Source organism: Sedimentitalea arenosa (assembly GCF_016428585.1).
Classification (GTDB): Bacteria; Pseudomonadota; Alphaproteobacteria; order Rhodobacterales; family Rhodobacteraceae; genus Sedimentitalea; species Sedimentitalea arenosa.
The window spans coordinates 238,622-262,389 of sequence record NZ_JAELVR010000003.1 but is presented as its reverse complement, the minus strand read 5'-3'; the positions used below and the strand labels follow the sequence as shown (position 1 = coordinate 262,389).

General features: G+C 66.6%; 22 protein-coding genes. 12 read left to right on the top strand and 10 right to left on the bottom strand.

Annotated features, from left to right (window positions below; genetic code table 11):
• Positions 1-12: 12 nt before the first annotated feature.
• From JF290_RS05930 to JF290_RS05920, 3 genes are all read right to left on the bottom strand, one after another.
• A complete protein-coding gene (locus tag JF290_RS05930; RefSeq protein WP_199023842.1) occupies positions 13-1,386 on the bottom strand; it encodes a tetratricopeptide repeat protein in 1,374 nt (457 codons plus the stop codon).
• A gap of 248 nt (positions 1,387-1,634) precedes the next feature.
• Positions 1,635-3,254, bottom strand: coding sequence for a thiamine pyrophosphate-binding protein (locus JF290_RS05925; RefSeq protein ID WP_199023841.1), 1,620 nt, complete (start codon positions 3,252-3,254; stop codon positions 1,635-1,637).
• Positions 3,255-3,326: 72 nt separating this feature from the next.
• The gene (locus JF290_RS05920) at positions 3,327-3,812 is read right to left on the bottom strand and encodes a DUF302 domain-containing protein (protein ID WP_199024012.1); all 486 of its coding nucleotides are present in this window, start codon (positions 3,810-3,812) and stop codon (positions 3,327-3,329) included.
• A 133-nt stretch (positions 3,813-3,945) separates the two neighbouring features.
• Between JF290_RS05920 and selD the strand changes: the two genes are divergently transcribed.
• Positions 3,946-6,111, top strand: coding sequence for a selenide, water dikinase SelD (selD, locus tag JF290_RS05915; RefSeq protein ID WP_199023840.1), 2,166 nt, complete (start codon positions 3,946-3,948; stop codon positions 6,109-6,111).
• Here the strand turns inward: selD and mnmH are convergent.
• From mnmH to JF290_RS05900, 3 genes are read right to left on the bottom strand one after another with little or no spacing between them, the layout of a single operon-like run.
• On the bottom strand, positions 6,084-7,154 hold the full coding sequence (mnmH, locus tag JF290_RS05910) for a tRNA 2-selenouridine(34) synthase MnmH (protein ID WP_199023839.1): 1,071 nt from the start codon (positions 7,152-7,154) through the stop codon (positions 6,084-6,086). The two genes, selD and mnmH, sit on opposite strands and share 28 nt — an antisense overlap.
• A 48-nt stretch (positions 7,155-7,202) precedes the next feature.
• Positions 7,203-7,868 (bottom strand): SOS response-associated peptidase, encoded by a 666-nt coding sequence (locus tag JF290_RS05905; RefSeq protein WP_199023838.1) that lies wholly within the window; start codon positions 7,866-7,868, stop codon positions 7,203-7,205.
• Between the two features lie 17 nt (positions 7,869-7,885).
• Complete coding sequence (locus JF290_RS05900) at positions 7,886-9,463, bottom strand: bifunctional metallophosphatase/5'-nucleotidase (RefSeq protein WP_199023837.1); 1,578 nt, start codon at positions 9,461-9,463, stop codon at positions 7,886-7,888.
• A gap of 117 nt (positions 9,464-9,580) precedes the next feature.
• Here JF290_RS05900 and JF290_RS05895 point away from each other — a divergent pair, with 117 nt between their 5' ends.
• Together JF290_RS05895 and JF290_RS05890 are read left to right on the top strand one after the other, a co-directional pair.
• Positions 9,581-9,919: a DUF952 domain-containing protein gene (locus JF290_RS05895; protein WP_199024010.1), complete on the top strand. Its 339-nt coding sequence runs from the start codon at positions 9,581-9,583 to the stop codon at positions 9,917-9,919.
• A complete protein-coding gene (locus JF290_RS05890) occupies positions 9,916-10,974 on the top strand; it encodes a quinone-dependent dihydroorotate dehydrogenase (protein ID WP_199023836.1) in 1,059 nt (352 codons plus the stop codon). Before JF290_RS05895 ends, JF290_RS05890 begins: the two co-directional genes overlap by 4 nt.
• Before the next feature lie 115 nt (positions 10,975-11,089).
• Here JF290_RS05890 and JF290_RS05885 read toward each other — a convergent pair whose 3' ends face one another.
• The 3 genes from JF290_RS05885 to JF290_RS05875 are packed head-to-tail and all read right to left on the bottom strand — an operon-like array spanning position 11,090 to position 13,351.
• The gene (locus JF290_RS05885) at positions 11,090-12,430 is read right to left on the bottom strand and encodes an MATE family efflux transporter (RefSeq protein WP_199023835.1); all 1,341 of its coding nucleotides are present in this window, start codon (positions 12,428-12,430) and stop codon (positions 11,090-11,092) included.
• Entirely contained in the window at positions 12,411-12,932 is a 522-nt protein-coding gene (locus JF290_RS05880; RefSeq protein ID WP_199023834.1) for a PaaI family thioesterase, read from the bottom strand. The genes JF290_RS05885 and JF290_RS05880 overlap by 20 nt, the downstream gene beginning before the upstream one ends.
• Positions 12,932-13,351 (bottom strand): PaaI family thioesterase, encoded by a 420-nt coding sequence (locus JF290_RS05875; protein WP_199023833.1) that lies wholly within the window; start codon positions 13,349-13,351, stop codon positions 12,932-12,934. Before JF290_RS05875 ends, JF290_RS05880 begins: the two co-directional genes overlap by 1 nt.
• A 123-nt stretch (positions 13,352-13,474) precedes the next feature.
• Here JF290_RS05875 and JF290_RS05870 point away from each other — a divergent pair, with 123 nt between their 5' ends.
• The 9 genes from JF290_RS05870 to JF290_RS05830 all read left to right on the top strand — a co-directional run bounded on the left by JF290_RS05870 (position 13,475) and on the right by JF290_RS05830 (position 23,009).
• On the top strand, positions 13,475-13,843 hold the full coding sequence (locus JF290_RS05870; RefSeq protein WP_199023832.1) for a MerR family transcriptional regulator: 369 nt from the start codon (positions 13,475-13,477) through the stop codon (positions 13,841-13,843).
• Positions 13,844-14,036: 193 nt separating this feature from the next.
• Positions 14,037-14,438 carry a MerR family transcriptional regulator gene (locus JF290_RS05865; RefSeq protein ID WP_199023831.1) on the top strand — a complete coding sequence of 134 codons (402 nt, stop codon included), beginning with the start codon at positions 14,037-14,039 and terminating at the stop codon, positions 14,436-14,438.
• 58 nt (positions 14,439-14,496) lie between these two features.
• On the top strand, positions 14,497-16,278 hold the full coding sequence (locus JF290_RS05860; protein ID WP_199023830.1) for an acyl-CoA dehydrogenase C-terminal domain-containing protein: 1,782 nt from the start codon (positions 14,497-14,499) through the stop codon (positions 16,276-16,278).
• Positions 16,279-16,338: 60 nt separating this feature from the next.
• Positions 16,339-16,506: a hypothetical protein gene (locus JF290_RS05855; RefSeq protein WP_199023829.1), complete on the top strand. Its 168-nt coding sequence runs from the start codon at positions 16,339-16,341 to the stop codon at positions 16,504-16,506.
• Positions 16,507-16,515: 9 nt separating this feature from the next.
• Entirely contained in the window at positions 16,516-17,655 is a 1,140-nt protein-coding gene (locus JF290_RS05850; protein WP_199023828.1) for an acyl-CoA dehydrogenase family protein, read from the top strand.
• 286 nt (positions 17,656-17,941) lie between these two features.
• Positions 17,942-18,580, top strand: coding sequence for a glutathione S-transferase family protein (locus JF290_RS05845; protein WP_199023827.1), 639 nt, complete (start codon positions 17,942-17,944; stop codon positions 18,578-18,580).
• Positions 18,581-18,593: 13 nt separating this feature from the next.
• Positions 18,594-19,805, top strand: a complete 1,212-nt coding sequence (locus tag JF290_RS05840; RefSeq protein WP_199023826.1) for an acetyl-CoA C-acetyltransferase — start codon at positions 18,594-18,596, stop codon at positions 19,803-19,805.
• A 24-nt stretch (positions 19,806-19,829) separates the two neighbouring features.
• Positions 19,830-22,031 (top strand): 3-hydroxyacyl-CoA dehydrogenase NAD-binding domain-containing protein, encoded by a 2,202-nt coding sequence (locus JF290_RS05835; RefSeq protein ID WP_199023825.1) that lies wholly within the window; start codon positions 19,830-19,832, stop codon positions 22,029-22,031.
• Positions 22,032-22,052: 21 nt separating this feature from the next.
• A complete protein-coding gene (locus JF290_RS05830; RefSeq protein ID WP_199023824.1) occupies positions 22,053-23,009 on the top strand; it encodes a hypothetical protein in 957 nt (318 codons plus the stop codon).
• On the opposite strand, the gene JF290_RS05825 is transcribed toward JF290_RS05830, so the two are convergent.
• Positions 22,985-23,641 (bottom strand): sulfotransferase family 2 domain-containing protein, encoded by a 657-nt coding sequence (locus JF290_RS05825; protein WP_199023823.1) that lies wholly within the window; start codon positions 23,639-23,641, stop codon positions 22,985-22,987. The two genes, JF290_RS05830 and JF290_RS05825, sit on opposite strands and share 25 nt — an antisense overlap.
• Positions 23,642-23,768: the final 127 nt, after the last annotated feature.

Here is a 23,768-nt window from a genome sequence, read left to right as displayed (position 1 = left end):
GCCTTGTTCGAGTTATTGGGCCGGAACGCTCTCTGCCCCAGATTCGCCGCGCGCGATAGAGATCAAATCGCGCCGAACGGCGGTATATCCGTCTTCGGTCCCGGCGCGAAGCGCTTGCCGCTCTTTCAGGATTCGTTCGGCGTCATCCAGCCGACCTGCGCGCAGGCCCGCATCGATCGTCATGCGCTCGAAAACGTCGCGCTGCGCATGGCTTCCGCCAGCCAGTTGCATTGCCTCCCGCGCCCTCACCAGGTGCGCGAAGGCCGCACCGTAGCGTGCTTCTCCAAAGGCCCGAACGCCCTCGGCCGCGTCCAGACCGGGCCGGGCCATACGCTGTTCGAACTCGTCCGGCGCTGCGGTCGTCGCATCACGCTGCATCCGGCGCATCAGCGTGGCGATCTCGGCTTTGCGCCGCTCGGCCGTGAGGGCCATAAGATAGTGCAGATCGGCGAAGATCAGGCAGCCATCCTGGGTGCGCGCGGCGCTCAGATCGGCCAGTTCCTGCCAGCGGTCCGCCACATCGACACCTTCCAGTTCGAGCCGCATCAGCAGGGAGGTGGCGTTGGAGATATCGCGATAGTCGTCGGTGCGGTCCTTGCGGATCTCGCTGTCGTAGAGCTCGATCACCGCGTCGTTCTCTCCCTGATCGAGATGCAGCAGCGCCTTGTGCCACCAGACGTGGTAACGGAAGTTGTTGCAATGCGCCCAGGCATTCTCGCGCCCCGCCAGCCATTTCAGGCCGGCCCGCGCGTTGCCGGTCATGTCATGGACATGCGCCACGGCGTGCAGGCCCCAGGCATCGTCCGGCGCGGTCCAGAGCGCCTGACGTCCCGCGATCTCGGCCCGTTCATAGTCGCCGGTTTCTTCCAGCGCGAAGGCGTGGCAGCCCAGAAGATAGCCGTGGCCCGGGTGGTCCGGAGCGTAGGCCGGCAAGACGCGCTCGACGGATCGGCGCATCCCGGTCCCGTCGCCCAGAACGAAGCGGATCGCGTGGCTCAGCTTCATCGCGAGGGCATCTTCGGGATGGCGGCGCAACACCTGTTCGAGATGTTGGACAGAACGCGACGGATACCCCTGCAGCCAGGCCGCGAGCGCCTCGACAAACTGCCGGTCCCGCTCGTCGGCGTGGCCTTCGGACAGCGCCTTGCGCGCAGCGGCAAGATCGTCTTCCGCCACAGCGACGAGTTCGCGCCGCCCGAGAAGCAGGTAGAACAAGCCTTTCACCGCATGCCCAAGGGCAAAGCCCGGCTCCGCCTGAAGAACGGCCATCAGATGCTTGGGCGTCACCGCGGAATGCGCAAGGAACCCGAGCAGTGCGGCATTCCACTCGGTCAGGGTCTCGGGCCGTGTGACGCAGGTCTTTTGCCCGAAAACGTCATGTTGCATGCTGGGATCCAGTTCAGGTGATCGAAAGGTCTAATGTTCACTACCAGAGCGTAACGTGTTGAAATATCTCTATCGAAGCGGCTCTCGCATTGGTGAGAGCGCGTGTGGGCAATGCGAGAATTATTGCCTGTCGTGATGCCGATTTGGGCGATTAGTCGCCACAGGTGCGCCCGCATCGGCAAGGCGGCGCGCATGGTGGCACGGAATCGCCGTTTCGTGATCCTTACCGAACCGTGTCGCGCAAGCGATCAGATGCGCCCGTCATATCCCTGCGCATCGATTTCGGCGGCAATGACGGTAAAACGATCAGCCGTCAGCGCCTGTTCAAGCGCGATGCGCAATTCTTCGCGCGACCGAACACGCACGCCATTGCCCCCAAAGGCGCGACCGATGGCGGCGAAATCGTGGCGGCCGAAATCGACCCCCTTGTTCGCCATCTGTCTCTGGCGTTGTTTCAATTCGATCAGGGCAAGGCTCGCATCGACGAACACCACGAAGATCACCGCCGTGCCAAGTTCGGCGGCGGTCGAGAGCTCGCCTGCGACCATCAGGAAGCCCGCATCGCCCGAAAAACAGACGACCGGGCGATCGGGCGCGGCCAACTTGCGTCCGATCGCGAGGGGAACGGCGCAGCCCATGGTACAGAGCCCGGAGGATTGGACAAGATCGCGCGGTGCCATGCAGGTCCACATCTGGGACAGCAGGATGCGATGCGCGCCGCTGTCCACCGTGGCGAGCGTCTGCTCGGGCAAGACGTCGCGTGCTTCGGCGATGACCGCCGCCGGCCCCCAGTCATCCTCCGTCGGAAAGGCCGAACGCAATGCGTTGCGCGTAGCGTCGGGCTGACCCTCGGGCCAATTCTTGCGGGCCTTCAATCCATGGGCCAGCGCCTCGACCGTCGCCGGTATGTCGGCGATGATCTCAAGGCTCGCCTGGTGCATGTAGTGCGTGTTGGCGACCGCCGCGATATCCACGACCTTCTGCAGGTCGACATCCCAGGCATCGCGCCAGCCCGGGCGCATTTCGATCGGGTCGTAGCCGATGGCAACAATCAGGTCCGCCTGGCGCACCAGAGGCAGCAGGTGGCTGTCGGCCAGAGGTGACAGACCCGCTGCGCCGAGACAGAGCGGATGGGTTTCGGCGATCACACCCTTGGCCTTGTAGGTCGTGACGAAGGGGATATCGAAATGCTCGACAAAGGCGCGCAGCACGCAGCCCGTGTCGCCGTCCAACACGTCCAGTCCGATCACCGCCAGCGGTCTTTCCGCCTGCACCAACCAGTCGCGGGCCAGCGCGAGGTCGGCTCCCGCAGGTGCGGTCGCGCTGGCCGGGCAGCGGCGGCGCGGGCGCGAGAGGGGGACCACTGCGTCGGCGACCGAGATCGGCACATCCACATGCACAGGCCCGGGTCGCGGATCGGTGGCGCAGTTGATCGCCTTGTCGGCGATCGTATCGGCCCCCGTTGCAGTCAGGCGAAAGCTGGCCTTGGTGATCGGGGTGAACACCGCCGCATGGTCGAGAACCTGATGTGTGTAGGTCAATGCCTCGTCTGCATCGACGCAGCCGGTCAGGACGATCATCGGCACCCGGTCCTGGTGCGCGTTGGCGACCACGTTCACCCCGTTCATCGCGCCCGGACCGATGGTTGCGACCAGTATCGCGGGGGCGCCGTCCTGGTGATGGACGCCTTCGGCGATGAACCCGGCAGCGTTCTCGTGCTTGACCAGGGTGAAGCGGATACCGGCTGCCTCGAGCGCGTCGACAAGGGTCAGAACCTCTCCGCCCGGCATCCCGAACGCGTGACGGCAGCCTGCCTCGTAGAGCCGTTTGGCGAGCACATCGGCAGCGCGCAAGGTGGGGGATGTCATTCGGTCATGCTCCGGCCGGAAATGGTGCGACCGCAGTGGCGAAGCGCGCGCGCCGCGGCAAGCCCCTTCACGTCACTGTGACGGGTCTGTCGCCGCCGCGGCGATGGCCGCGAAGCGCGCGTCGAGTTCGGCCGCCATGTCGGCCAGGTCCCGCCCGCCTTCATCCATGTAGGGCGCGAAGACGTGGCTCGGCGTCTTGTAGGACAGCGTGGCGGTGTCGTCCTCGTTCTCGGTCACATAGATGCGAATCGGAGCCTCGATCATCGCGGCAGTCGACAGCGCGAGGATGCGCACTGCGAAATCATTGTTGAAGATACCGATCACACGGTTTTCCGGGATTGTGATACCGCGCCGCGCGGCCATGGCAGTCGGGCCGGCCTCGGTCACCACCCCCATCTGGTTCGCCTGGGTCGCGGTCCTGACGGACTCGACCAGGTCCGCGTGGTTCTGCGCGGTCGGCAGGATCACCCAGCCGTCACGCTCGCTCAGTTCCTGGGCGGCGACGGCAGAGGTGCCGACGAGCGCCAGCATCAGGAGGATTCCGATGAGGTTTCGCATGACATCTTCCCTTTTCGAATTGAACCGCTCATAGAGTGCCGCAATCCCTTCGCCCTGGACAATCACGATTGCGCCGCTTTCCGTCAGCATGCGCCGCCTTGCGCGGGTGTCAAAAGCCGATACAACCGGATCCATGCAGAACGCCCACCTTCCCCTGACCCATGACCTCGTACTGATCGGCGGTGGCCATACCCATGCGCTGGTGCTGCGGAAATGGGGGATGCGTCCCCTGCCCGGCGCGCGCGTCACCGTGATCAACCCCGGCCCGACGGCGCCCTATTCAGGGATGTTGCCGGGGTTCGTGGCCGGGCACTACGATCGGGAGGAGCTGGACATCGACCTTGTCCGGCTCGCCCGGTTCGCCGGCGCGAGGGTCATTCTCGGGGCGGCGGAAGAGCTGGACCTGAAACAGCGGCTGGTACATGTACCCGGGCGTCCGCCGATCGCCTTTGACCTCTGCTCGGTCGATATCGGCATCACCTCGGACATGCCGGGCCTGCCCGGTTTCGCCGACCACGCGGTGCCTGCGAAACCGCTCGGGCCATTCGCCACCCGCTGGCGGGCCTTTCTTGAGGATGAGGCCAACGGGTCGGCGCCGGTCGTGGTGCTGGGTGCAGGCGTCGCGGGCTGCGAGCTTGCGATGGCGATGGCCCATGCGCTGTCCGTCCGCGGGCGCGTGGCAGAAGTCACGCTGATCGATCGCTCGGACGCACTGACGGATATCGGGACAAGGGCGCGCGAAACGCTGCTGACGCAGATGGCGGCGCTGGGGATCAAGGTCCTGGAGCGGGTCGAGGTGGCTGAGATCACGACCGAGGCCGTCCTGCTGTCCGATGGCAAATCCATCCCATCCGGGTTCACCACCGGGGCCGCCGGGGCACGGGCCTATGACTGGATCGGGCAGAGCGGACTGGACGCTCGCGACGGTTTCGTGACTGTCGGCGCGACCCTGCAATCCAGCGACCCCTCGGTGTTCGCCGTAGGCGATTGCGCCGCGATGACCCATGCGCCGCGGCCCAAGGCGGGCGTTTATGCGGTGCGACAGGCGCCGATCCTGTATGACAATCTCTGCGCGGCGATGACCGGCGGCCAGATGCGGCGCTACCAGCCACAGAAAGACTATCTCAAGCTGATCTCGATGGGCGAGAAATCGGCCCTCGCCGAACGGTTCGGCCTGACCCTGTCCGGCCCTCTGATGTGGCGGTGGAAGGATCGTATCGACCGCAAGTTCATCGGCAAGTTCCGCGACCTGCCGGTGATGGACGCGGGCGAGTTGCCGCCGGTGCACACCAGCGGCCTCAAGGAGGCGCTCGGCGACAAGCCGATGTGCGGCGGATGCGGCGCGAAGGTCGGTCGCGGCGCGCTCAGGCGTGCCCTTTCGGCGCTGCCCGGCACCGACCGGACCGACGTGACCACGTTGCCCGGCGACGATGCCGCCCTGTTGCAGACCGGCGGAGCGCGACAGGTCATGACGACCGATCACCTGCGCGCCCTCGTTGAGGACCCGGTGGTGATGACGCGGATCGCCGCCGTGCACGCGCTCGGCGATATCTGGGCGATGGGGGCCGAGCCGCAGGCGGCTACGGCGACGATCATCCTGCCCCGCCTCGCCCCTGCGCTGCAGGAGCGGACGCTCGGCGAAATCATGCAGACTGCGGCCGAGGTGTTTCGTGCCGCAGGTGCCGAGATCGTCGGCGGCCATTCCTCTGTTGGCAGCGAGATGACCATCGGGTTCACCGTGACCGGGCTCTGTACCCGCGATCCGATCACGCTGGCGGGCGGACGACCGGGAGACGTCCTGATCCTGACCAAGCCGATCGGCAGCGGCGTGCTGATGGCCGCCGACATGGCCGGCGCGGCGCGGGGCGAGTGGATCGCTGCGGCGCTGGACCATATGGTGCGTCCGCAAACGACCGCTTCACGGTTGTTGGCGTCGGCACGGGCAATGACCGACGTCACGGGGTTTGGCCTGGCCGGACACCTGCATGGCATCTGCGAAGCCTCGGGCACCGGCGCTGTGCTTCATCTGGACGCGATCCCGGCCTTGAACGGGGCCGAGGAGATGGCCGCAGAGGGCATCCGCTCGACCCTGTATCCCGAGAACCGCGCGCTGGTTCCCGAACTGCCCACGGGCGGCAAGGCCGATCTGCTGTTCGATCCGCAGACCGCCGGCGGGTTGCTGGCCGCGGTCGATCCGGGCGAGGCCGACGCGATTCTCGCCGCGCTTCGCGAACAGGGCATTCCGGCCGCGCGTATCGGCGCCTTGACCGATCAGGTGGGACTGCTGACGCTGGACTGACCGACCAGCGCCTCTATTCGTGCCGCAAGTGTGTCGAGACCGCGTGCGTCGAGCGTCTCGGCCGCCACCCGGGCCAGCACTGGTGCGTCCACGGCCTTGCGGGACTTGTCGTAGGATGGATCGTAGTGCTGCTCCATCAGGGCGCGGGTCACGCCCGACCGGTCACCGGCATCAATCTGCGCGAACCAGTCATCGACGATCGCATTGCCGCGAAAGGCCCGCAGATGGGACAGCAGAGACTTGAGCCGCGCCCCGTCTGACAGGATGTCGTCATAGACCCGCACCAGATAGGCGGTGCGCGCGGCGATCGGCGCGGCAATCTCGATCCGCGGCGCGGACTTCATCACGGCCCAGAGGCTGGGTGGGATGAGGCGTTGCCCGATCTTGTTGGACTCGGCCTCGACCACAACCGGGCGGGTTGGGTCCAGCGCGCAGAGCGCCTGTGCCAGCCGGGTCTCGAACCCCTTCTGGCTGGGCTGGTCGCGCCCCGTGCTGCCGAGGATCGAGCCGCGGTGATCCGCCAGCCCTTCCAGATCCAGCACCTGAACGCCACGCGCTGCCAAGAGGTGCAGAAACTCGGTCTTGGCGGTGCCGGTATAGCCGTCGAGCGCGATCAGGCGATGCGGCAGCGGGGTCTGGTAGAGCATGTCGTTCACCAGCCGGCGATAGCTGCGGTAACCGCCCTCGATCAGCCCGGTCCGCCAGCCGATCTGGCCCAGCATCCAGGCGAAGGATCCCGACCTTTGCCCGCCGCGCCAGCAATAGACCAGCGGGCGCCACCCCCCGTCGAAATCGCGCAGCTCGGATTCGATATGCGCGGCGGCATTTCGAAAGACCAGCGCGGCGCCCAGCTTGCGCGCAAGGAACGGGCTCTGCTGGACGTAGATCGTACCGACTTCGGCGCGCTCGACGTCGTTCAGAACCGGCAGGTTGATCGCCCCCGGCACGTGGTCCTCGGCGTATTCCGACGGGCTGCGCACGTCGATCACGGTATCGAAACCATGATTCAGCAGATCAGGCAGGCAGGCGAAACGGTCAGACATGCGCCCCCTCTAGCGCGCCCGGAACGCCTGTGAAAGGCGCTTTCCTTCTCATGCGTCGGGCAACGGTTCGACCAATTCGGGCCCGCTTGCACGGTTCGAGTTGACGGCCGGGCCGACGCGGAAAGCCTCGACCACGTCCTCGTCCGCCGGGCGCATGAGACGCGCAGCGCCCTTGCCCGCCTCGCCCAGCCACAGCGGCCAGTCCGCCGCGGCAAGGATCAGCGGCATCCGGTGGTGTATCTCCGAGAGGCGCTCATTGGCGGCGGTCGTCACGATGGCGCAGGTCGTCACCGGGTCGTCCTTGCCCCAGGTCTGCCAGACGCCGCCGAATGCGATCGGCGCACCGTCCCGGCGCCTGATGTACCAAGGCAACCGCGTGCCATCGCTCGCCTTGGTCCACTCGTAGAACCCGCTGGCGACGATCAGGCAACGCTGCTCGCGGCAGGCCGCGCGGAAGGCCGGTTTCTCGGCCAGCGTCTCGGCCCGCGCGTTGATCAGCAGCGGCCCATCCGTGGGTGTCTTGTACCAATGCGGCAGGAACCCCCAGCGCATTGCCACGAGGTCGCGGCCCGTCTCGCCAGGACGCACCACATGCACCGCGTCGGTCGGGCAGACGTTGTAGTTGGGCACGTCCGGCAGATCGTTGGCCGGACGGGCCTGAAACAACTGGGCCATCGCATCGGGGGGCAAGGTGATCGCGAACCGTCCGCACATGCGCGGGCAATCCGGCTTTACTTCCGGACGATGCGCCCGTCCACATAGGGCTGGTAAGGCGCGTTGACCGCGAGGTATTCGGCCGTGACGTCCGCCAGGTCGGGGCCGTAGTCATAGGCGTTCTTGTCGTCGCCCGAGAACATGTCGTAGCCGTCGCCGCCCTTGCGCACATAGTCGTTGGTTACGACCGTGTAGGTCGCTGCCGGGTCGATCGGAACGAACCCCTCTTCCGAGGCGACCAGCACCTCGACGATCCGGCCCTCGTTCGGCGCGACGGACGGGTCCCATGTGAATTTCAGGCCAGCGACCTGCGGGAACCGGCCCTTGACCTCCTCGACCTCGCTGACACCGTTTTCCAGCGCGGCGATCACGCCCTCGCCGCTGATCTGGAAGGTCGACAGCGTGTTCTGGAACGGCAGCACCGTCAGCACCTCGCCCATCGTGACCTCGCCGGCATCGATACTGGCGCGCAGCCCACCGGAATTGGCGATGGCGATCTGCACGCCCTGGTCGGCGACCCGCGCCAGCATCGCATCGGCCACCAGGTTGCCCATCTGGCATTCCTGCACGCGGCAGGTGTCGCGGTTGCCGTCGATCTCGGTGGCGGCCGCGGCGACCACACGGTTGCGGATCTCGTCCAGCGGCCCGGCAAGCTCCGAAATGCGCGCGACCGTGTCGCCGTCCTCCTCGACGGTGGCGTCCATGATCAGCGGTTCGCCAACCGCAGACACGACCTTGCCCGCATCATCGAAGGTCACGTTCAGCTCGCCGAGGAACTTGCCGTAGGCATAGGCCTGAACGATCGCGGTGTCGCCCACCATCGTGGGATAGGGGCCCGCCGCACCGTCCAGCGTGTTGCTGAGCAGGGTGTTGGAATGGCCGCCCACGATCACGTCGACCCCGGTTGTTCCCGCAGCGACGCGCTGATCGACGCCATAGCCCGAATGGCTGAGCACGATGATCTTGTTCACGCCCATTTCGGTCAGCTTGTCGACCTCGCCCTGCACCGCGGCGACGGGATCGCTGAAGGTGATGTTCGGGCCCGGGCTGGCGAGGTCGCGCGTGTCCTCGGGGGTCAGGCCAATCAGCCCGAGCTTTTCGCCACCGCGTTCGATCACGGTGGATTTCTGCAGCGTGTCGGCCAGCAATTCCTCGCGCGAGACATCGGCGTTGGACATCAGGACCGGGAAGCTGACCGCATCCATGAAGCCGCGCAGCACCTCGGGGCCGTCGTCGAATTCGTGGTTGCCCACGGTCATCGCGTCATAGCCCATCTTGTTCATCATCTCGGCCGCGACCTTGCCCTTGTAATAGGTGTAGAACAGCGAGCCCTGGAACTGGTCGCCGCCATCCACCAGAATCGCGTTGTCGCTGCGGGCCCGCGCGTCCTCGATCGCGCGCACCAGGCGGGCGGAGCCGCCAAAGCACTTGCCCTCGGCGTTGTCTTCAGTGCCGCAGGTGCTGTCGTACTTGCTGATCGGCTCGAAGCGGGCATGGAAATCGTTGGTGTGAAGGATCGTCAGCGTGTAATCGGCGGCGGCCACCCCGGCCGTCAGGCCGAGCGCGGCGGCGGAGGTCATCAGTCGGAACAGCATGTGGAAACTCCCTGGCAATGTTCTTGTTGCCGGGATCGTGCGTCCGTTTGCGCGCGCTGTCAAAGGGAGTCGCGATCACGCTTGACCGATTGCCGCCACCGGGGCATGACCGCCGCCATGTTGATCTACAAGATACTCCGCGCCGACGAGTGGGCGGCGCTGCGCGAGGCCGGAACGAGCGCGGGCGCGCCGGTCGATCTGGCCGATGGCTACATTCATTTCTCGACCGCCGAACAGGTCGCCGAAACCGCCGCGAAGCATTTCGCCGGGGTCGACGGGCTGGTGCTGCTGGCGGTCGAGGCGGATGGCCTCGGCGCGGCGCTCAAGTGGGAAGCCTCGCGCGGCGGCGCGCTGTTTCCGCATCTGTACGGCCCGCTGCGCATGGTGGATGTGCTGTGGTCCCAACCGCTGCCGTTGCAGGACGGTCGGCACCGGTTTCCCGAGGGTCTGTCGTGACGACGCTGGAGCGCGCGGGGCTGGCCCTGTTGCGGCGGGTCGATCCGGAGACCGCGCACGGGTTGGCGTTGCGCGCGCTGAAGGCCGGCATGACGCCGCGGCCCGGGCCCATCAGTTCGCCGCGGCTGCGGTGCGACCTGGCGGGGATGACGCTGCCCAACCCGGTCGGGCTGGCTGCCGGGTTCGACAAGAACGCCGAGGCGCTGGCGCCGCTGGCGCAGGCGGGATTCGGGTTCCTCGAGGTCGGCGCGGCGACGCCGAGGCCGCAGCCGGGAAACCCGCGCCCCCGCCTGTTCCGGCTGATGGAGGATCGCGCCGCGATCAACCGGTTCGGCTTTAACAACAAGGGGATGGAGGCCATCGGACGGCAGCTCGAGGCGCGGCCGCGCGAGGCTGTGATCGGCCTCAACCTGGGGGCGAACAAGGACAGCGCGGACCGGGCGCAGGACTTCGCGACCGTGCTGACACACTGCGGTCCGCAGCTCGATTTCGCCACGGTCAACGTGTCGTCGCCCAATACCGAGAAGCTGCGCGACCTGCAGGGCCGGGACGCGCTGTCCGCGTTGCTGACCGGTGTCATGGCGGCGCGCGACGGGCTTGCCCGGCCGATCCCGGTGTTTCTCAAGATCGCGCCCGACCTGACGGAGTCCGAACTGGACGACATCGCCGCGGTCGCGCGGGCCACCGGTATCGACGGCATCATCGCCACGAACACCACGCTGGCGCGCGACGGGCTGCGCAGCCCGCACAAGGGCGAAACCGGCGGGCTGTCGGGCGCGCCGTTGTTTGAGCGCTCGACCCGCGTTCTGGCCCGGCTAAGTGTACGGCTTGACGGGGAAATTCCGCTGATCGGCGTCGGCGGGATCGGCTCGGCCGAGGACGCCTATGCGAAGATCTGCGCCGGGGCGTCGGCGGTTCAGCTTTACACCGCGCTGGTCTATGGCGGGCTGTCGCTGGTGCCCGAGATCGCCGAAGGGCTGGACCGGCTGTTGGCGCGGGACGGGTTCGCCAACGTGGCGGACGCGGTGGGCAGCCGGCGCGCGGACTGGGTTTGACATTGCGGCCGGCGCGGGGTGTGCACCCCGTGCAGATCGCGTGCATACCGCGTGCATACGCGCGATGCCAGGGCGGCCGGCGCGCGGCGGCACCTCAGGCCGGAAGATCCGACCGCTAGAGCGCGCCGTCGCGGGTCGCCCGTTCGAGCGCCGGGTAGCGCGCCGCGAGCGTCAGGGCGCGGGCCACGAAAGAGAACAGGAACGCGATCCAGAGGCCGTGATTGCCGTGGGCCGGCACCAGCAGGGCCGCCGCGACAGCGAAGGCGGCGGTGGACAGGATCGCCATGTTGCGCATGTCGCGGGTGCGGGTGGCGCCGATGAAAACGCCGTCGAGCATCCAGCTGGCGACGCCGAGCACCGGCACCAGCACCATGTAGGGCAGGTAGACGCGGGCCTCGGCCTGCACCGCGGGCACCTTGGCCATCAGGTCGACCAGCGCCCCGCCCCAGAGCGCGAAGGCCATCGACAGCATCACCGTGCCGACCAGCGCCCAGAAGGTCGAGATCAGGATCGCGCGGCGCAGGCGGTGGACGCTGGCGGCCCCGACCGCCTGCCCGACGAGCGCCTCGGCCGAGAAGGCGAAACCGTCCAGCGCGTAGGCGGTGATCTCGATGAATTGCAGCAGGATGTGGTTGGCCGCGAGGGTCACGTCGCCGAAATCTGACCCGAGGAACAGGAAGGAGACGAAGATGCCCATCAGCATCAGCGAGCGGATCAGGATGTCGCCGTTCACGCTGAGCATCCGCAGCAGGCGGACCTTGTCGAAGATCCGCGGCCAGTCGCGCCAGGCCGGGCTGCGGAAGGCGTCGCGGCAGAGCCAGAGCGCCATGGCGAATCCGCTCCATTCGGCGAGGAAGGTGGCGAAGGCGACGCCCTGCACGCCCCAGCCGAGCCCGAGCACGAACCAGAAATCGAGCGCCACGTTCAGCCCGTTCATCCAGAGCTGAAGCACCAGCACGCCGCGGGTGCGTTCCAGCGCGATCAGCCAGCCGGTCGCGCCGAAGATCGCGATGGCGGCGGGGGCCGACCAGACCCGGATGGCCATGTAGTCGCGGGCCAGCGATTCGACCTCGGCCGAGGCGGGCGACAGCCGGAACGCGGCCCAGAACAGCGGCAGTTGCAGCAGGATCAGCGCCACCCCGGCGGCGGCGCCGAACAGGATGGCGCGCGTGAGCAGTGCCGTCACCTCGCCGGAGCGACCGGCGCCATGGGCCTGGCTGGTCAGCCCGGTGGTGCCCATGCGCAAGAAGCCGAAGATCCAGTAGAGCGAGGAGATGATGATCGCGCCGATCCCGACCGCGCCGATCGGCGCGGCCTGGCCCATCTGGCCGACCACGCCGGTGTCCACCGCGCCGAGAATCGGCACGGTGGCGTTGGACAGAACGATTGGGATGGCAATGTTGAGCACCCGGCGGTGGGTGATCGGTCCCGCCTGCTCAGCCGCTGCGGGATGCATCGGTCGGCGGCATCAGGAAATGCCCGTTGGCCTGTGCGAAGAGCTTGTCGCGGTTGTCCTGCCAGGCTTCGACCCGCACCGAGGCATAGCGCCGTCCGGCGCGGCAGACCGTGGCGCGCGCATAGGCGTCGCGCGGCAGGCCCGAGCGCAGGTAGTCGACGGTGAAGTCGATCGTCTTGGGCAGGCGCGGCAGATCGCCGGCGGCCAGCTTTTCGGTGTCGATCGCGCCGCTTTCGATATCGGGCCAGAGGTAGGCCCAGCTGAGCGTGATGATCGAGGTGGTTTCGAGGAAGGCCGCGGTCACGCCGCCATGGATGGCGGGCAGGAACGGGTTGCCGATCAGCTTGTCGTCGAACTTGAGCAGGCCGGTCAGCTCGTCGCCGCGGCGGTCGAATTCTATCCCGAGAAAACGGATATAGGGCACGCCCTCCACCAGCGCCTTGAGCGCGGCGTCGCGGCGTTGCTTGACCACCTGCATCGGTTCGGGGCGGGTGCGGGCCATCAGGCTTTCTCCACGGTGAAGGAGCCCGACGCGGTGGCGACCGGGCGGTCCATGTCGTCATCGGTGGCGGTGGCGCGCACGAAGGCGACGTTGCGGGTGATGTGATAGCAGGTCGCGGTGGTGCGGATCGACTGACCCGGCGTCGCGGCGCGCATGTAGTCGATCCTGAGATCGATGGTGGCGGTGCCGCCGGGGGCGGAGGGGTGGCTCATCACCGCCGCGCCGCAGCAGGTGTCCATCATGGCCGAGACCGCGCCGCCGTGGATCACCCCGGTCTTGGGGTCGCCGATCAGGCGGTCGTCATAGGGCATTTCGATCGTGGCGGTGCCTGCGCCGATATCCGTCAGCTGCATGTTGAGCGCCCTGGAATGCGGGATCGCCTCGATGAACTGACGCGCCAGCTTGACCTTGTCGACCATGGCTCCAATCTCCTGTTTCCGACGTGGCGCCCTTATGATCAGCCCGCGCGCCAAAGGGCAAGCCCGCTGGTTGCGCTCGGTCTGACTTGCGCCTACGGTTTGAGCATCAGGGAAGAGGAACGCATGTCCGACTCACGTCTGTCATTCAAGGAAATGTGCGCCAAGTTCGACGTGACGCCGCGCACCCTTCGCTATTACGAGTACATCGAGTTGCTGCAACCGGACCGCGAAGGCCGCGCCCGGTTCTACGGACCGCGGGAATCGGCCCGGATGAGCCTGATCCTGCGCGGGCGCAAATACGGTTTCCAGCTGGAAGACATCCGCCAGTGGCTGCTGATCTACGAGAAGGAAGGCACCGACGCGCAGGCGCAGGCCTTCATCGAGATGGCCGATCGCCAGATGGTCGAGTTGGAGAGCCAGCTGGAGCAGCTCCAGGAGGCGATTCACGAGCTGAAGACCCTGCGCGACGAGACCGCCGCCAACCTCGCCTGACCCCGAAAGGACGACCGGACAGCGGGCCGGCGCGATCCGGTTTCCGGCCATCCGGCGGAGCCTTTGACCGGCATTCCGAACTCCGCGCGAAGTGACGTGACGTTCAGCTTACGTCAACGTCAACTGCCTGTTGCAATCTCATGCCATCGCCCTCACCTACCTCTCGTGAGCACGGATACCGAGAGTATGAGTTATGACCGATGACATGATGACGATCCGCGAAATGTGCGACGCGTTCGACGTGACGCCGCGCACCCTGCGGTTCTACGAATCCAAGGAATTGCTGTTTCCCGTCCGCGACGGGCAACGCCGCCTGTTCACCAAGCGTGACCGGGCTCGCCTGAAGCTGATCCTGCGCGGCAAGCGCTTCGGCTTCAGCCTGGAAGAGATCCGCCAGTTGCTGGACCTCTACCACATGGGCGACCAGCAGCACACGCAACTGGTGCGCACCTACGACATCGCCCGCGAACGTCTGGCCGACATGGAACGTCAGCGCGACGAGCTGACCCAGGCGATCGACGAACTGAAGAGCCAGCTGGAATGGGGCGAGAAGATCATCGCCAACGCCCGGCCGGACCGGAAAGCCGCCGAGTGACCGCATAAGGTCCCGACTGCCGACTATCGACCACACTGAATCAACAGGAACAACCGAGATGCCAAGCTACACCGCCCCGACCAAGGACATGCAATTCCTTCTGCACGACGTGCTGAAGATCACCGAGACCGACATTCCCGGATATGACGAGCTGGAGCCCGACTTCACCAGCGCCATCCTGGAGGAAGCCGGCAAGATCAGCTCGGAAGTGCTGCAGCCGCTGAACGCCGTGGGCGACACCGAGGGCTGCACGCTGGAGAACGGCGTGGTGCGCACGCCGACCGGCTTCAAGGCGGCGTTCGAGCAGGTCAAGGAAGGCGGCTGGCCGGGTCTGGACATGCCCGAGCAGTATGGCGGGCAGAACATGCCCTACCTGATCGGAACCGCCGTGGGCGAGATGTTCTCGGCCGCCAACCAGGCGTTCACCATGTACCAGGGCCTGACCCACGGCGCGGCCAGCGCGATCCTTGCGCACGGCACCGACGCGCAGAAGGACATGTACCTGCCCAAGATGGTGTCCTGCGAATGGACCGGCACCATGAACCTGACCGAGCCGCATTGCGGCACCGACCTCGGCCTGATGCGCACCAAGGCGGAACCGCAGGGCGACGGCAGCTACAAGATCTCGGGCCAGAAGATCTTCATCTCCTCCGGCGAGCATGACATGGCCGACAACATCGTCCACCTGGTGCTGGCCAAGATCGTCGGCGGCCCCGAGGGCATCAAGGGCGTGTCGCTCTTCATCGTGCCGAAGTTCATGGTCAACGAGGACGGCAGCCTGGGCGCGCGCAACGGCGTGACCTGCGGCAAGATCGAGGAGAAGATGGGCATCCATGGCAACTCGACCTGCGTCATGAACTATGACGAGGCGACCGGCTACCTGCTGGGCGAGGAGCACAAGGGCATGCGCGCCATGTTCACCATGATGAACGAGGCCCGCCTGGGCGTCGGCATGCAGGGCCTGGCCCAGGCCGACGCGGCCTATCAGAACGCGCTGGAATACGCCAAGGACCGCCTGCAGGGCCGCGACGTGACCGGCGCGAAGAACCCGGACGGCCCGGCCGATCCGCTGATCGTGCACCCGGATATCCGCCGCAGCCTGATGGACCAGAAATCCTTCGTCGAGGGTGCCCGGGCCTTCATCCTGTGGGGCGCCACGATGATCGACCGCGCCCATCGCAGCCAAGACAAGGACGCCGACGGCCTCGTGTCGCTGCTGACCCCGGTCATCAAGGGCTTCCTGACCGATCAGGGCTATGACATGACGGTGCAGGCCCAGCAGGTCTATGGCGGGCACGGCTATATCGAGGAATGGGGCATGTCGCAGTTCACCCGCGACGCCCGCATCGCGATGATCTACGAAGGCGCCAATGGCGTTCAGGCGCTCGACCTCGTCGGCCGCAAGCTGGCGCAGGACGGCGGCAAGCACGTGATGGCCTTCTTCGACCTGGTGAAGAGCTATGCCAAGGAGAATGCCGGCCAGGACGAAGCCTTCGACCGGGATTTCCTCGAGCCGCTCAAGGCGGCGTCCAAGGACCTGCAGGCCGCCGGCATGTATTTCATGCAGAACGGCATGAAGAACCCGAACAACGCGCTGGCCGGCTCGACCGACTTCATGCACATGTTCGGCCATGTCTGCCTGGGCCTGATGTGGGCCCGGATGGCGAAGGCCTCGATGGACGCGCTGAAGTCGGGCACCGCTGACGCGGCGTTCCACGAGACAAAGCTGGCCACGGGGCGCTACTACATGGCGCGTCAACTGCCGGCGACGGCGCTGCACCTGACCCGCATCCAGACCGGGGCGGACACGGTGATGGCGCTGGACGCGGCGAACTTCTGATCCCTCGGCGCGGCGGCCCCAAGCGGGTCGCCGCGCCCCTGACTCTCGCTGCAGGACATCATGCCGAACCGCGTTTGCCCGACCCACAGCCCTGCCGCCGCCCGGACCGGCGGCGCAGGCATGTGCGAGCGGGCCCTTGCGTTCAGTGACGTGGATGACCTGCGCGGCGAGATCGACGCGACCCGACCCGGCCGGCACATGGCCGGGATCGACCCCCACAAGACGTAAGGAGCGCCCATGTCCCAAAGCTGGATGACCGACGAACACCGGATGCTGGCCGAAATGGCCCGCACTTTCTTCGAAGACGCCTGGGTGCCGCAGATCGAGAAATGGCGCACCCAGGGCGAGATGGACAAGAGCATCTGGCCGCAGGCGGGCGAACTGGGCCTGCTCTGCTCCTCGATCCCCGAGGAATACGGCGGCGCCGGCGGCGATTTCGGCCACGAAGCGGTGATCCTGATGGAGGCCGCACGGGCCAACCTGGCCAGCTGGGGCAACAGCATCCATTCGGGCATCGTGGCGCATTACGTGCTGGCCTACGGCTCGGAAGAGCAGAAGAAGGCCTGGCTGCCGAAAATGGCGCGCGGCGAGATGGTCGGCGCCCTGGCGATGACCGAACCCTCGGCCGGCTCGGACGTGCAGGCGATCAAGACGAAGGCGGTCAGGGACGGCAACGCCTACAGGCTGAGCGGGCAGAAGACCTTCATCACCAACGGCCAGCATGCCGACCTGATCCTCGTGGCCGCCAAGACCGATCCTTCGCTCGGCGCCAAGGGCATCTCGCTGGTGGCGGTCGAGACCGAGGGCGCCGAAGGCTTCACCCGCGGGCGCAACCTCGACAAGATCGGCAAGCACGCGTCGGACACGTCCGAGCTGTTCTTCGACGACGTGGAGATCCCGCCCGAGAACATCCTCGGCGGCGAGGAAGGGCGCGGCTTCTACCAGATGATGCAGCAATTGCCGCAGGAACGGCTGATCATCGCGGTCGAATCGGTCGGCGCGATGCAGGGTGCGGTCGAACGCACCATCGCCTATTGCAAGGAGCGTGAAGCGTTTGGCGGCAACCTGCTTCAGTTCCAGAACACGCGGTTCCAGCTGGCGGAATGCAAGACCAAGCTCAAGGTGGCGGAAGCCTTCCTGGACGACTGCATCCGCGACCTGATCGCGGGCAACCTGAGCGTCGAGAAGGCCGCGATGGCGAAATACTGGACCACCGACACCCAGGGCGAAGTGCTCGACGCCTGCCTGCAGCTGCACGGCGGCTATGGCTACATGCAGGAATACGCCATCGCCGAAATGTGGACGGATGCACGGGTGCAGCGCATCTACGGCGGCACCAACGAGATCATGAAAGAGCTGATTGCGAGGTCGCTTTGACCCTGCGAACACCATCGCAAGCGGAAACGCAGGACCGCCTCCGGCGGGAGTATTTTTCCGAAGATGAAAATGCGCCCCCGCCACTGGGCGACTGCCATCCGGACGGGGGCGTCTTCACCTTCGGCGGTCATCGGCTCTCCAGCCTGTACCGCATCCGCGAGGCTGCCCCATCGAGGTTAACGTCCGGTTATCGCCAAGGCGCCGCTGCTTCATCTTCGTCGAAATACTCCACGGGGGTGCGGGGGTGTGAAACCCCCGCTCCGCCATCACAATCGAAAGGCCGACCATGACCATGAAACTCTACTGCTTCGGTGAAAGCGGAAACTCCTACAAGGCAGCGCTGGCGCTGGAACTCTCGGGTCTGGACTGGGAGCCGGTCTTCGTCGACTTCTTCAACGGGGAAACCCGCTCCCCGGAGTACCGCGCGAATGTGAACGCCCTCGGCGAAGCCCCGGTGCTGGTGGACGGCGATTTCAAGACCGGGCAATCCGGCGCGATCCAGGCCTATGTCACCGAGAAATCGGGCAAGTTCGGCGGCAAGACCCGGGACGAGAACTACGAGATCTTCCGTTGGGTGCTCTGGGACAACCACAAGCTCAGCTCGACGGCCGGGATGACGCGGTTCCTGATGAACTTCCTGCCCGAGGACAAGCGCCCGGCCGAGGTTATCGCGTTCAACCAGGGCCGGCTCAAGGGCGCCTACGAGCTGCTGAATGCGCATCTGGAGGGGCGCGACTGGATCGTCGGCGACGGCATCACCAATGCCGACCTGTCCTGCTGCGGCTACCTCTACTATCCCGAACCTTTCGGGTTCGACAGGGCCGACTGGCCCCATATCGACGCGTGGCTGACGCGTCTTTCGCAAACACCGGGCTGGAAAGCCCCCTACGATCTGATGCCCGGTTCCCCCGCGGACCGCGCCTGAAGGAGAGAAACCCATGACCGAAGCCTATATCTACGACGCGCTGCGCACTCCGCGCGGCAAGGGCCGCAAGGATGGCAGCCTGCACGAAGTCACCAGCCTGCGCCTGTCCGCCCTGACGCTGAACGCGGTGAAGGAGCGCAACAATCTCGACGGTCACGCGGTCGAGGACGTGATCTGGGGCAACGTGACCCAGGTGATGGAACAGGGCGGCTGCCTTGCGCGCTCTGCCGTTCTGGCCTCCGATCTCGACGAGACGATCCCGGGCCTTGCGATCAACCGGTTCTGCGCCAGCGGCATGGAGGCCGTGAACCTGGCCGCGAACCAGGTGCGCGGCGGGGCGGGTGACGCCTATATCGCCGGCGGGGTCGAGATGATGGGCCGGGTGCCGATGGGCAGCGACGGTGCCGCCATCGCGGCCGATCCCACGGTCGCGTTCGACAGCTATTTCGTGCCGCAGGGCATTTCGGCCGACATCATCGCCACCGAATACGGCTTTACCCGCGACCAGGCCGACGCGCTGGCGATGGAATCCCAGCGCCGCGCCAAGCAGGCCTGGGACGAGCAGCGGTTCTCGAAATCCGTCATCACCGTGCGCGACCAGAACGGATTGCCGATCCTGGATCACGACGAATACATGCGCCCGCAGACGGACATGCAGAGCCTCGGCAGCCTCAACCCGGCCTTCCAGATGATGGGCGAGCAGATGCCGGGCTTTGATAACGTTGCGCTGCTGAAGTACCCGCATCTGGAGAAGATCGAGCACATCCATCATGCCGGGAACTCCTCGGGCATCGTGGATGGCGCCGCTGCCGTGCTGATCGGCAACAAGGCATTCGGCGAGAAATGGGGCCTGACGCCCCGCGCCCGGATCAAGGCGACCGCCAAGATCGGCACCGATCCCACCATCATGCTGACCGGCCCGGTGCCGGTGACGCAGAAGATCCTGGCGGACTCCGGCATGGAGATCGGCGACATCGACCTGTTCGAGGTCAACGAAGCCTTCGCCAGCGTCGTGCTGCGCTTCCAGCAGGCGTTCGACGTCGACCCGGAGCTGGTCAACGTCAACGGCGGGTCGATCGCGATGGGTCACCCGCTGGGGGCCACGGGCGCGATCATCATCGGCACGCTGCTGGACGAGCTGGAACGCACCGGCAAGCAGACCGGCCTCGCGACCCTGTGCATCGCGTCCGGCATGGGCGCGGCAACGATCATTGAGCGCGTGTAAGAGCGCCGGATCAGGAGACAAGACATGACCGATTTCACAATGAAGAAGGACGCCGACGGCGTCGCCATCATCACCTGGGACGTTCCGGAGAAATCCATGAACGTCATGCGCATGGACGGCATGCGCGAGTTGAACGCGCTGATGGATGACGCGCTGGCCGACGATGCGGTCAAGGGCATCGTCATCACCTCGGGCAAGCCCGACAGCTTTGCCGGGGGCATGGACCTCACCCAGTTGGCGGTGATCCGTGACCAGTCGGGCGACGACCCGGCGGCGGCGCTGTTCGATTTCGTGATGCAGGGCCATCACATGATGCGCAAGCTTGAGCTGGCGGGGATGGACCCCAAGACCAAGAAGGGTGGCAAGCCGATCGCCTCGGCCCTGCCCGGCACGGCGGCGGGCATCGGCCTCGAGCTGCCGCTGGCCACGCATCGCATCTTTGCCGCCAACAACCCCAAGGCGCGGATCGGCCTGCCCGAGATCATGGTCGGCCTGTTCCCCGGCGGTGGCGGCACCACGCGGCTGGTGCGCAAGCTGGGCGCGATGGGGGCGTCCTCCTTCCTGCTGGAAGGCAAGATGCTGGAGCCGGCCAAGGCCAAGGCGGCGGGCCTGATCGACGAAGTGGCGGACGACCCGGTCGCCGCCGCGCGCGCGTGGGTGCTGAACGCCAAGGATGCCGACCTGGTCAAGCCGTGGGACGCCAAGGGCTACAAGATGCCCGGCGGTGCGCCCTACCACCCGGCGGGCTTCATGACCTTCGTCGGGGCCGCCGCCATGGTGCATGGCAAGACCAAGGGCGCGTTTCCGGCGGCCAAGGCGCTGCTGAGCGCGGTCTATGAAGGCGCGCTGGTCGATTTCGACACCGCGCTGCGGATCGAGGCGCGCTGGTTTACCCATGTGCTGATGAACCCGTCCTCGAGCGCCATGGTACGCTCGCTCTTCGTGAACAAGGAAGCGCTGGAAAAAGGCGCGGTACGTCCCAAGGACGTGGCCGATCAGCGGGTCAAGAAGCTGGGCGTGCTGGGTGCGGGCATGATGGGCGCGGGGATCGCGCTGGTGTCGGCACAGGCCGGGATCGAGGTCGTGCTGATCGACCGCGACCAGGCGGCCGCCGACAAGGGCAAGGCCTATACCGAGGCGTATCTGGACAAGGGCATCGCCCGCAAGAAGGTGACGCCCGAGAAGAAAGAGGCGATGCTGGGCCTCATCACCGCCACCCCGGATCTCGACGCTCTCAAGGGCTGCGACCTGATCATCGAAGCGGTGTTCGAGGATCCCAAGGTGAAGGCCGAGATGACCCAGAAGGTCGAGGCGATCATCCCCGAGGATTGCATTTTCGCCTCCAACACCTCGACCCTGCCGATCACCGGCCTGGCCAAGGCGTCCAAGCGCCCCGAGCAGTTCATCGGCATCCACTTCTTCAGCCCGGTGGAAAAGATGCTGCTGGTCGAGATCATCAAGGGCAAGGAGACCGGCCCGCGCGCGGTCGCCAAGGCGCTGGATTACGTGCGCCAGATCCGCAAGACGCCGATCGTGGTCAACGACGCGCGGTTCTTCTACTGCAACCGCTGCATCATCCCCTATGGCAACGAGGCCACGCGGATGATCACCGAGGGCGTCGCGCCGGTGCTGATCGACCATGCCGCGCAGCAGCTCGGCTTCCCGGTCGGCCCGGTGCAGCTTGGCGACGAGACCAGCATCGACCTGGCCGCCAAGATCACCCGCGCCACGATGGAGGCGATGGGCGACGACTATCCGGCGTCGGAGGCCGACAACCTCGTGTTCTGGATGGAGGAACAGGGGCGTCTGGGGCGCAAGGCCAAGGCGGGCTACTTCGACTATGACGAGAAGGGCAAGCGTCTGGGGTACTGGAAAGGCATCCACGACAAGTACCCGCTGGCGGACAAGCAGCCAGACCTGATCGAAGTGCAGGAACGGCTGATGTTCGCGCAGGTGCTGGAAGCGGTCCGCGCGCTGGAGGAAGGCGTGGTCGAGGATATCCGCGAGGCCGATGTCGGCGCGATCCTGGCCTGGGGCTTTGCGCCCTGGTCGGGTGGCCCGCTGAGCTGGCTGGACATCATCGGCGCACCCTATGCCGCCGAACGCTGCGACCAGTTGGAAGCGGCCTATGGCGAGCGCTTCAAGTGCCCGGCGCTGCTGCGCGAGATGGCCGAGAAGGGACAGACCTTCTATGGCCGCTTCGCCCCGGAAGCGGCGGCAGCGTAAGGAAAAAGGCGGGGCGCGCAGATGACACAGGATACGCGCCCTGCCCCACCGGCCCCGGTTCTGCCCTGGACCATGGTGGCCATTCTGATCGCGGTCGGTGCCGGGCTTCTGGTGCCGACCGCTTTCTTTTGGGAGGGCAGTCTGGTCCCGGCCGCAATCGGGTTGATCGCGGGGCTGGCGGGGGGGCTGCTTGGGCGGCTCGGGACATCGCTGGGCGCGGGGGGCACGCTGATCCTTGCCGTGGCGCTGCTGGCGGGTTCACCGGGGATCATCGGAGTGTGGATGATCGGCGCGGTTCTGATCGCGCTCGCCGGGATCGAGGCCAGCACCGTGGGCGGGCGGTCCTTTGTCCTGTCGCTTTACGGGTTCCTGTCGGTTCTGCTGGTCCCGTCGACGCCGGAGCCGATGGCGGCCCTGCCGTTTCTCTCTTTGGGTGTGGCTTGGGGCGCGGGCGCGACCTGGGTCTTGGGATTGACAGGCCGGGTTGCGGCCCCACCGGCGAAACCCGCCTTCGGGCTTGGCCTTGCCCTGTTCCTGTTCGCGGGGCTGGTTGTGACCACATGGGTTGTGGAATGGCAGGCCGCGCCGCTGGGGTATTGGATGGTGCTGTTGTTCATCTTTCGCGCGGTCGCGCCGCAGGGCCGCACTTTGCGCAGCGCGCTGCGCTATGGGGTCGGGGCGACGCTCGGCTGCGGGGCGGCGGTTCTGCTCACGCCTCTGGACCTGCCGCCGGACGTGGCGGCACCGCTGGCCTTTGCGCTGATCGTGGTCGGGTTGCGGATGCTGCCCAATCCCGGCCCGTGGTCCGCCGCCGCCTTTACCGCGGCGATCCTGATGGGCCTGGCACCGGGGCCGGAAAACGCCTTGTTCCGACTTGAAGCGGCCCTGTTTGTCGTGGTCCTGACCGCAGTATTGGGCGCCGTGATCGACGGGCTGTGGCGGCTGGTGGCGCGTCAGGGCGACGGGTCGAACGCATAGCCAAAGCGCGCGATGTCTTCGGCACAGCAGGAGGCGACGATCTCGGCGGCTTGATCGGTGTAGGCGGCGCGATAGTCGGCGGGGCGGGTTGATCGGTTGGCGTGCGGCAACGTCAGATCGAACCCCAGATGGGCAAACAGCGGCGCGGCATCTTCGGCGAAGTGTTCGATGCGGATATAGGCGTTGCACTGTTCCGCCCCGTCGGCGCGGCGCATGTAGCTGCGGGCCGGGTGCCGCGTCAGGCTGGCCTGTGTGTGCGGGTGTGACAGGAACGCCGGGAAATCGGTGTCTTTCGCCAGCGTGACCGCGGGGTGGTCGAATTGTTGCGTGCGCAGCCAATGATAATAGCTGGCCGCCCGGTCCCAGGGATTGCGCACCAGGGTGAAGGCGAACAGGTTCTTGAGGGTTTCGTCGGGCACGAGGCCGTCTATGTCGGCCAGGGTCGAATGTTTCCACAACCGGCCGCGCGCCTGTGCGCCGCCGAGCCGCCGCCGCCGCTTGAGCGCCTTGGGCGTGTCGCCCAGCATGAGATCGTCGCGCATCGCGCGCGCCTCGAGCGCCAGCGCGAGCGAGGTGCCCCCGGTCTTGGGAATGTGGATGAAGACGTAGGTGCGGCCGGGGCTCAGGATCATGGCGGCACGCTAGCCGATTGCGCCGCAAGCGCAATCCTCGCAACGGGCGCCGCTGGCCGATCGCCACTTTCCATTCGCGCGTTCCCGGCGCAATATCCACGTCCAGATCGGGACGGACCAGCAGGCA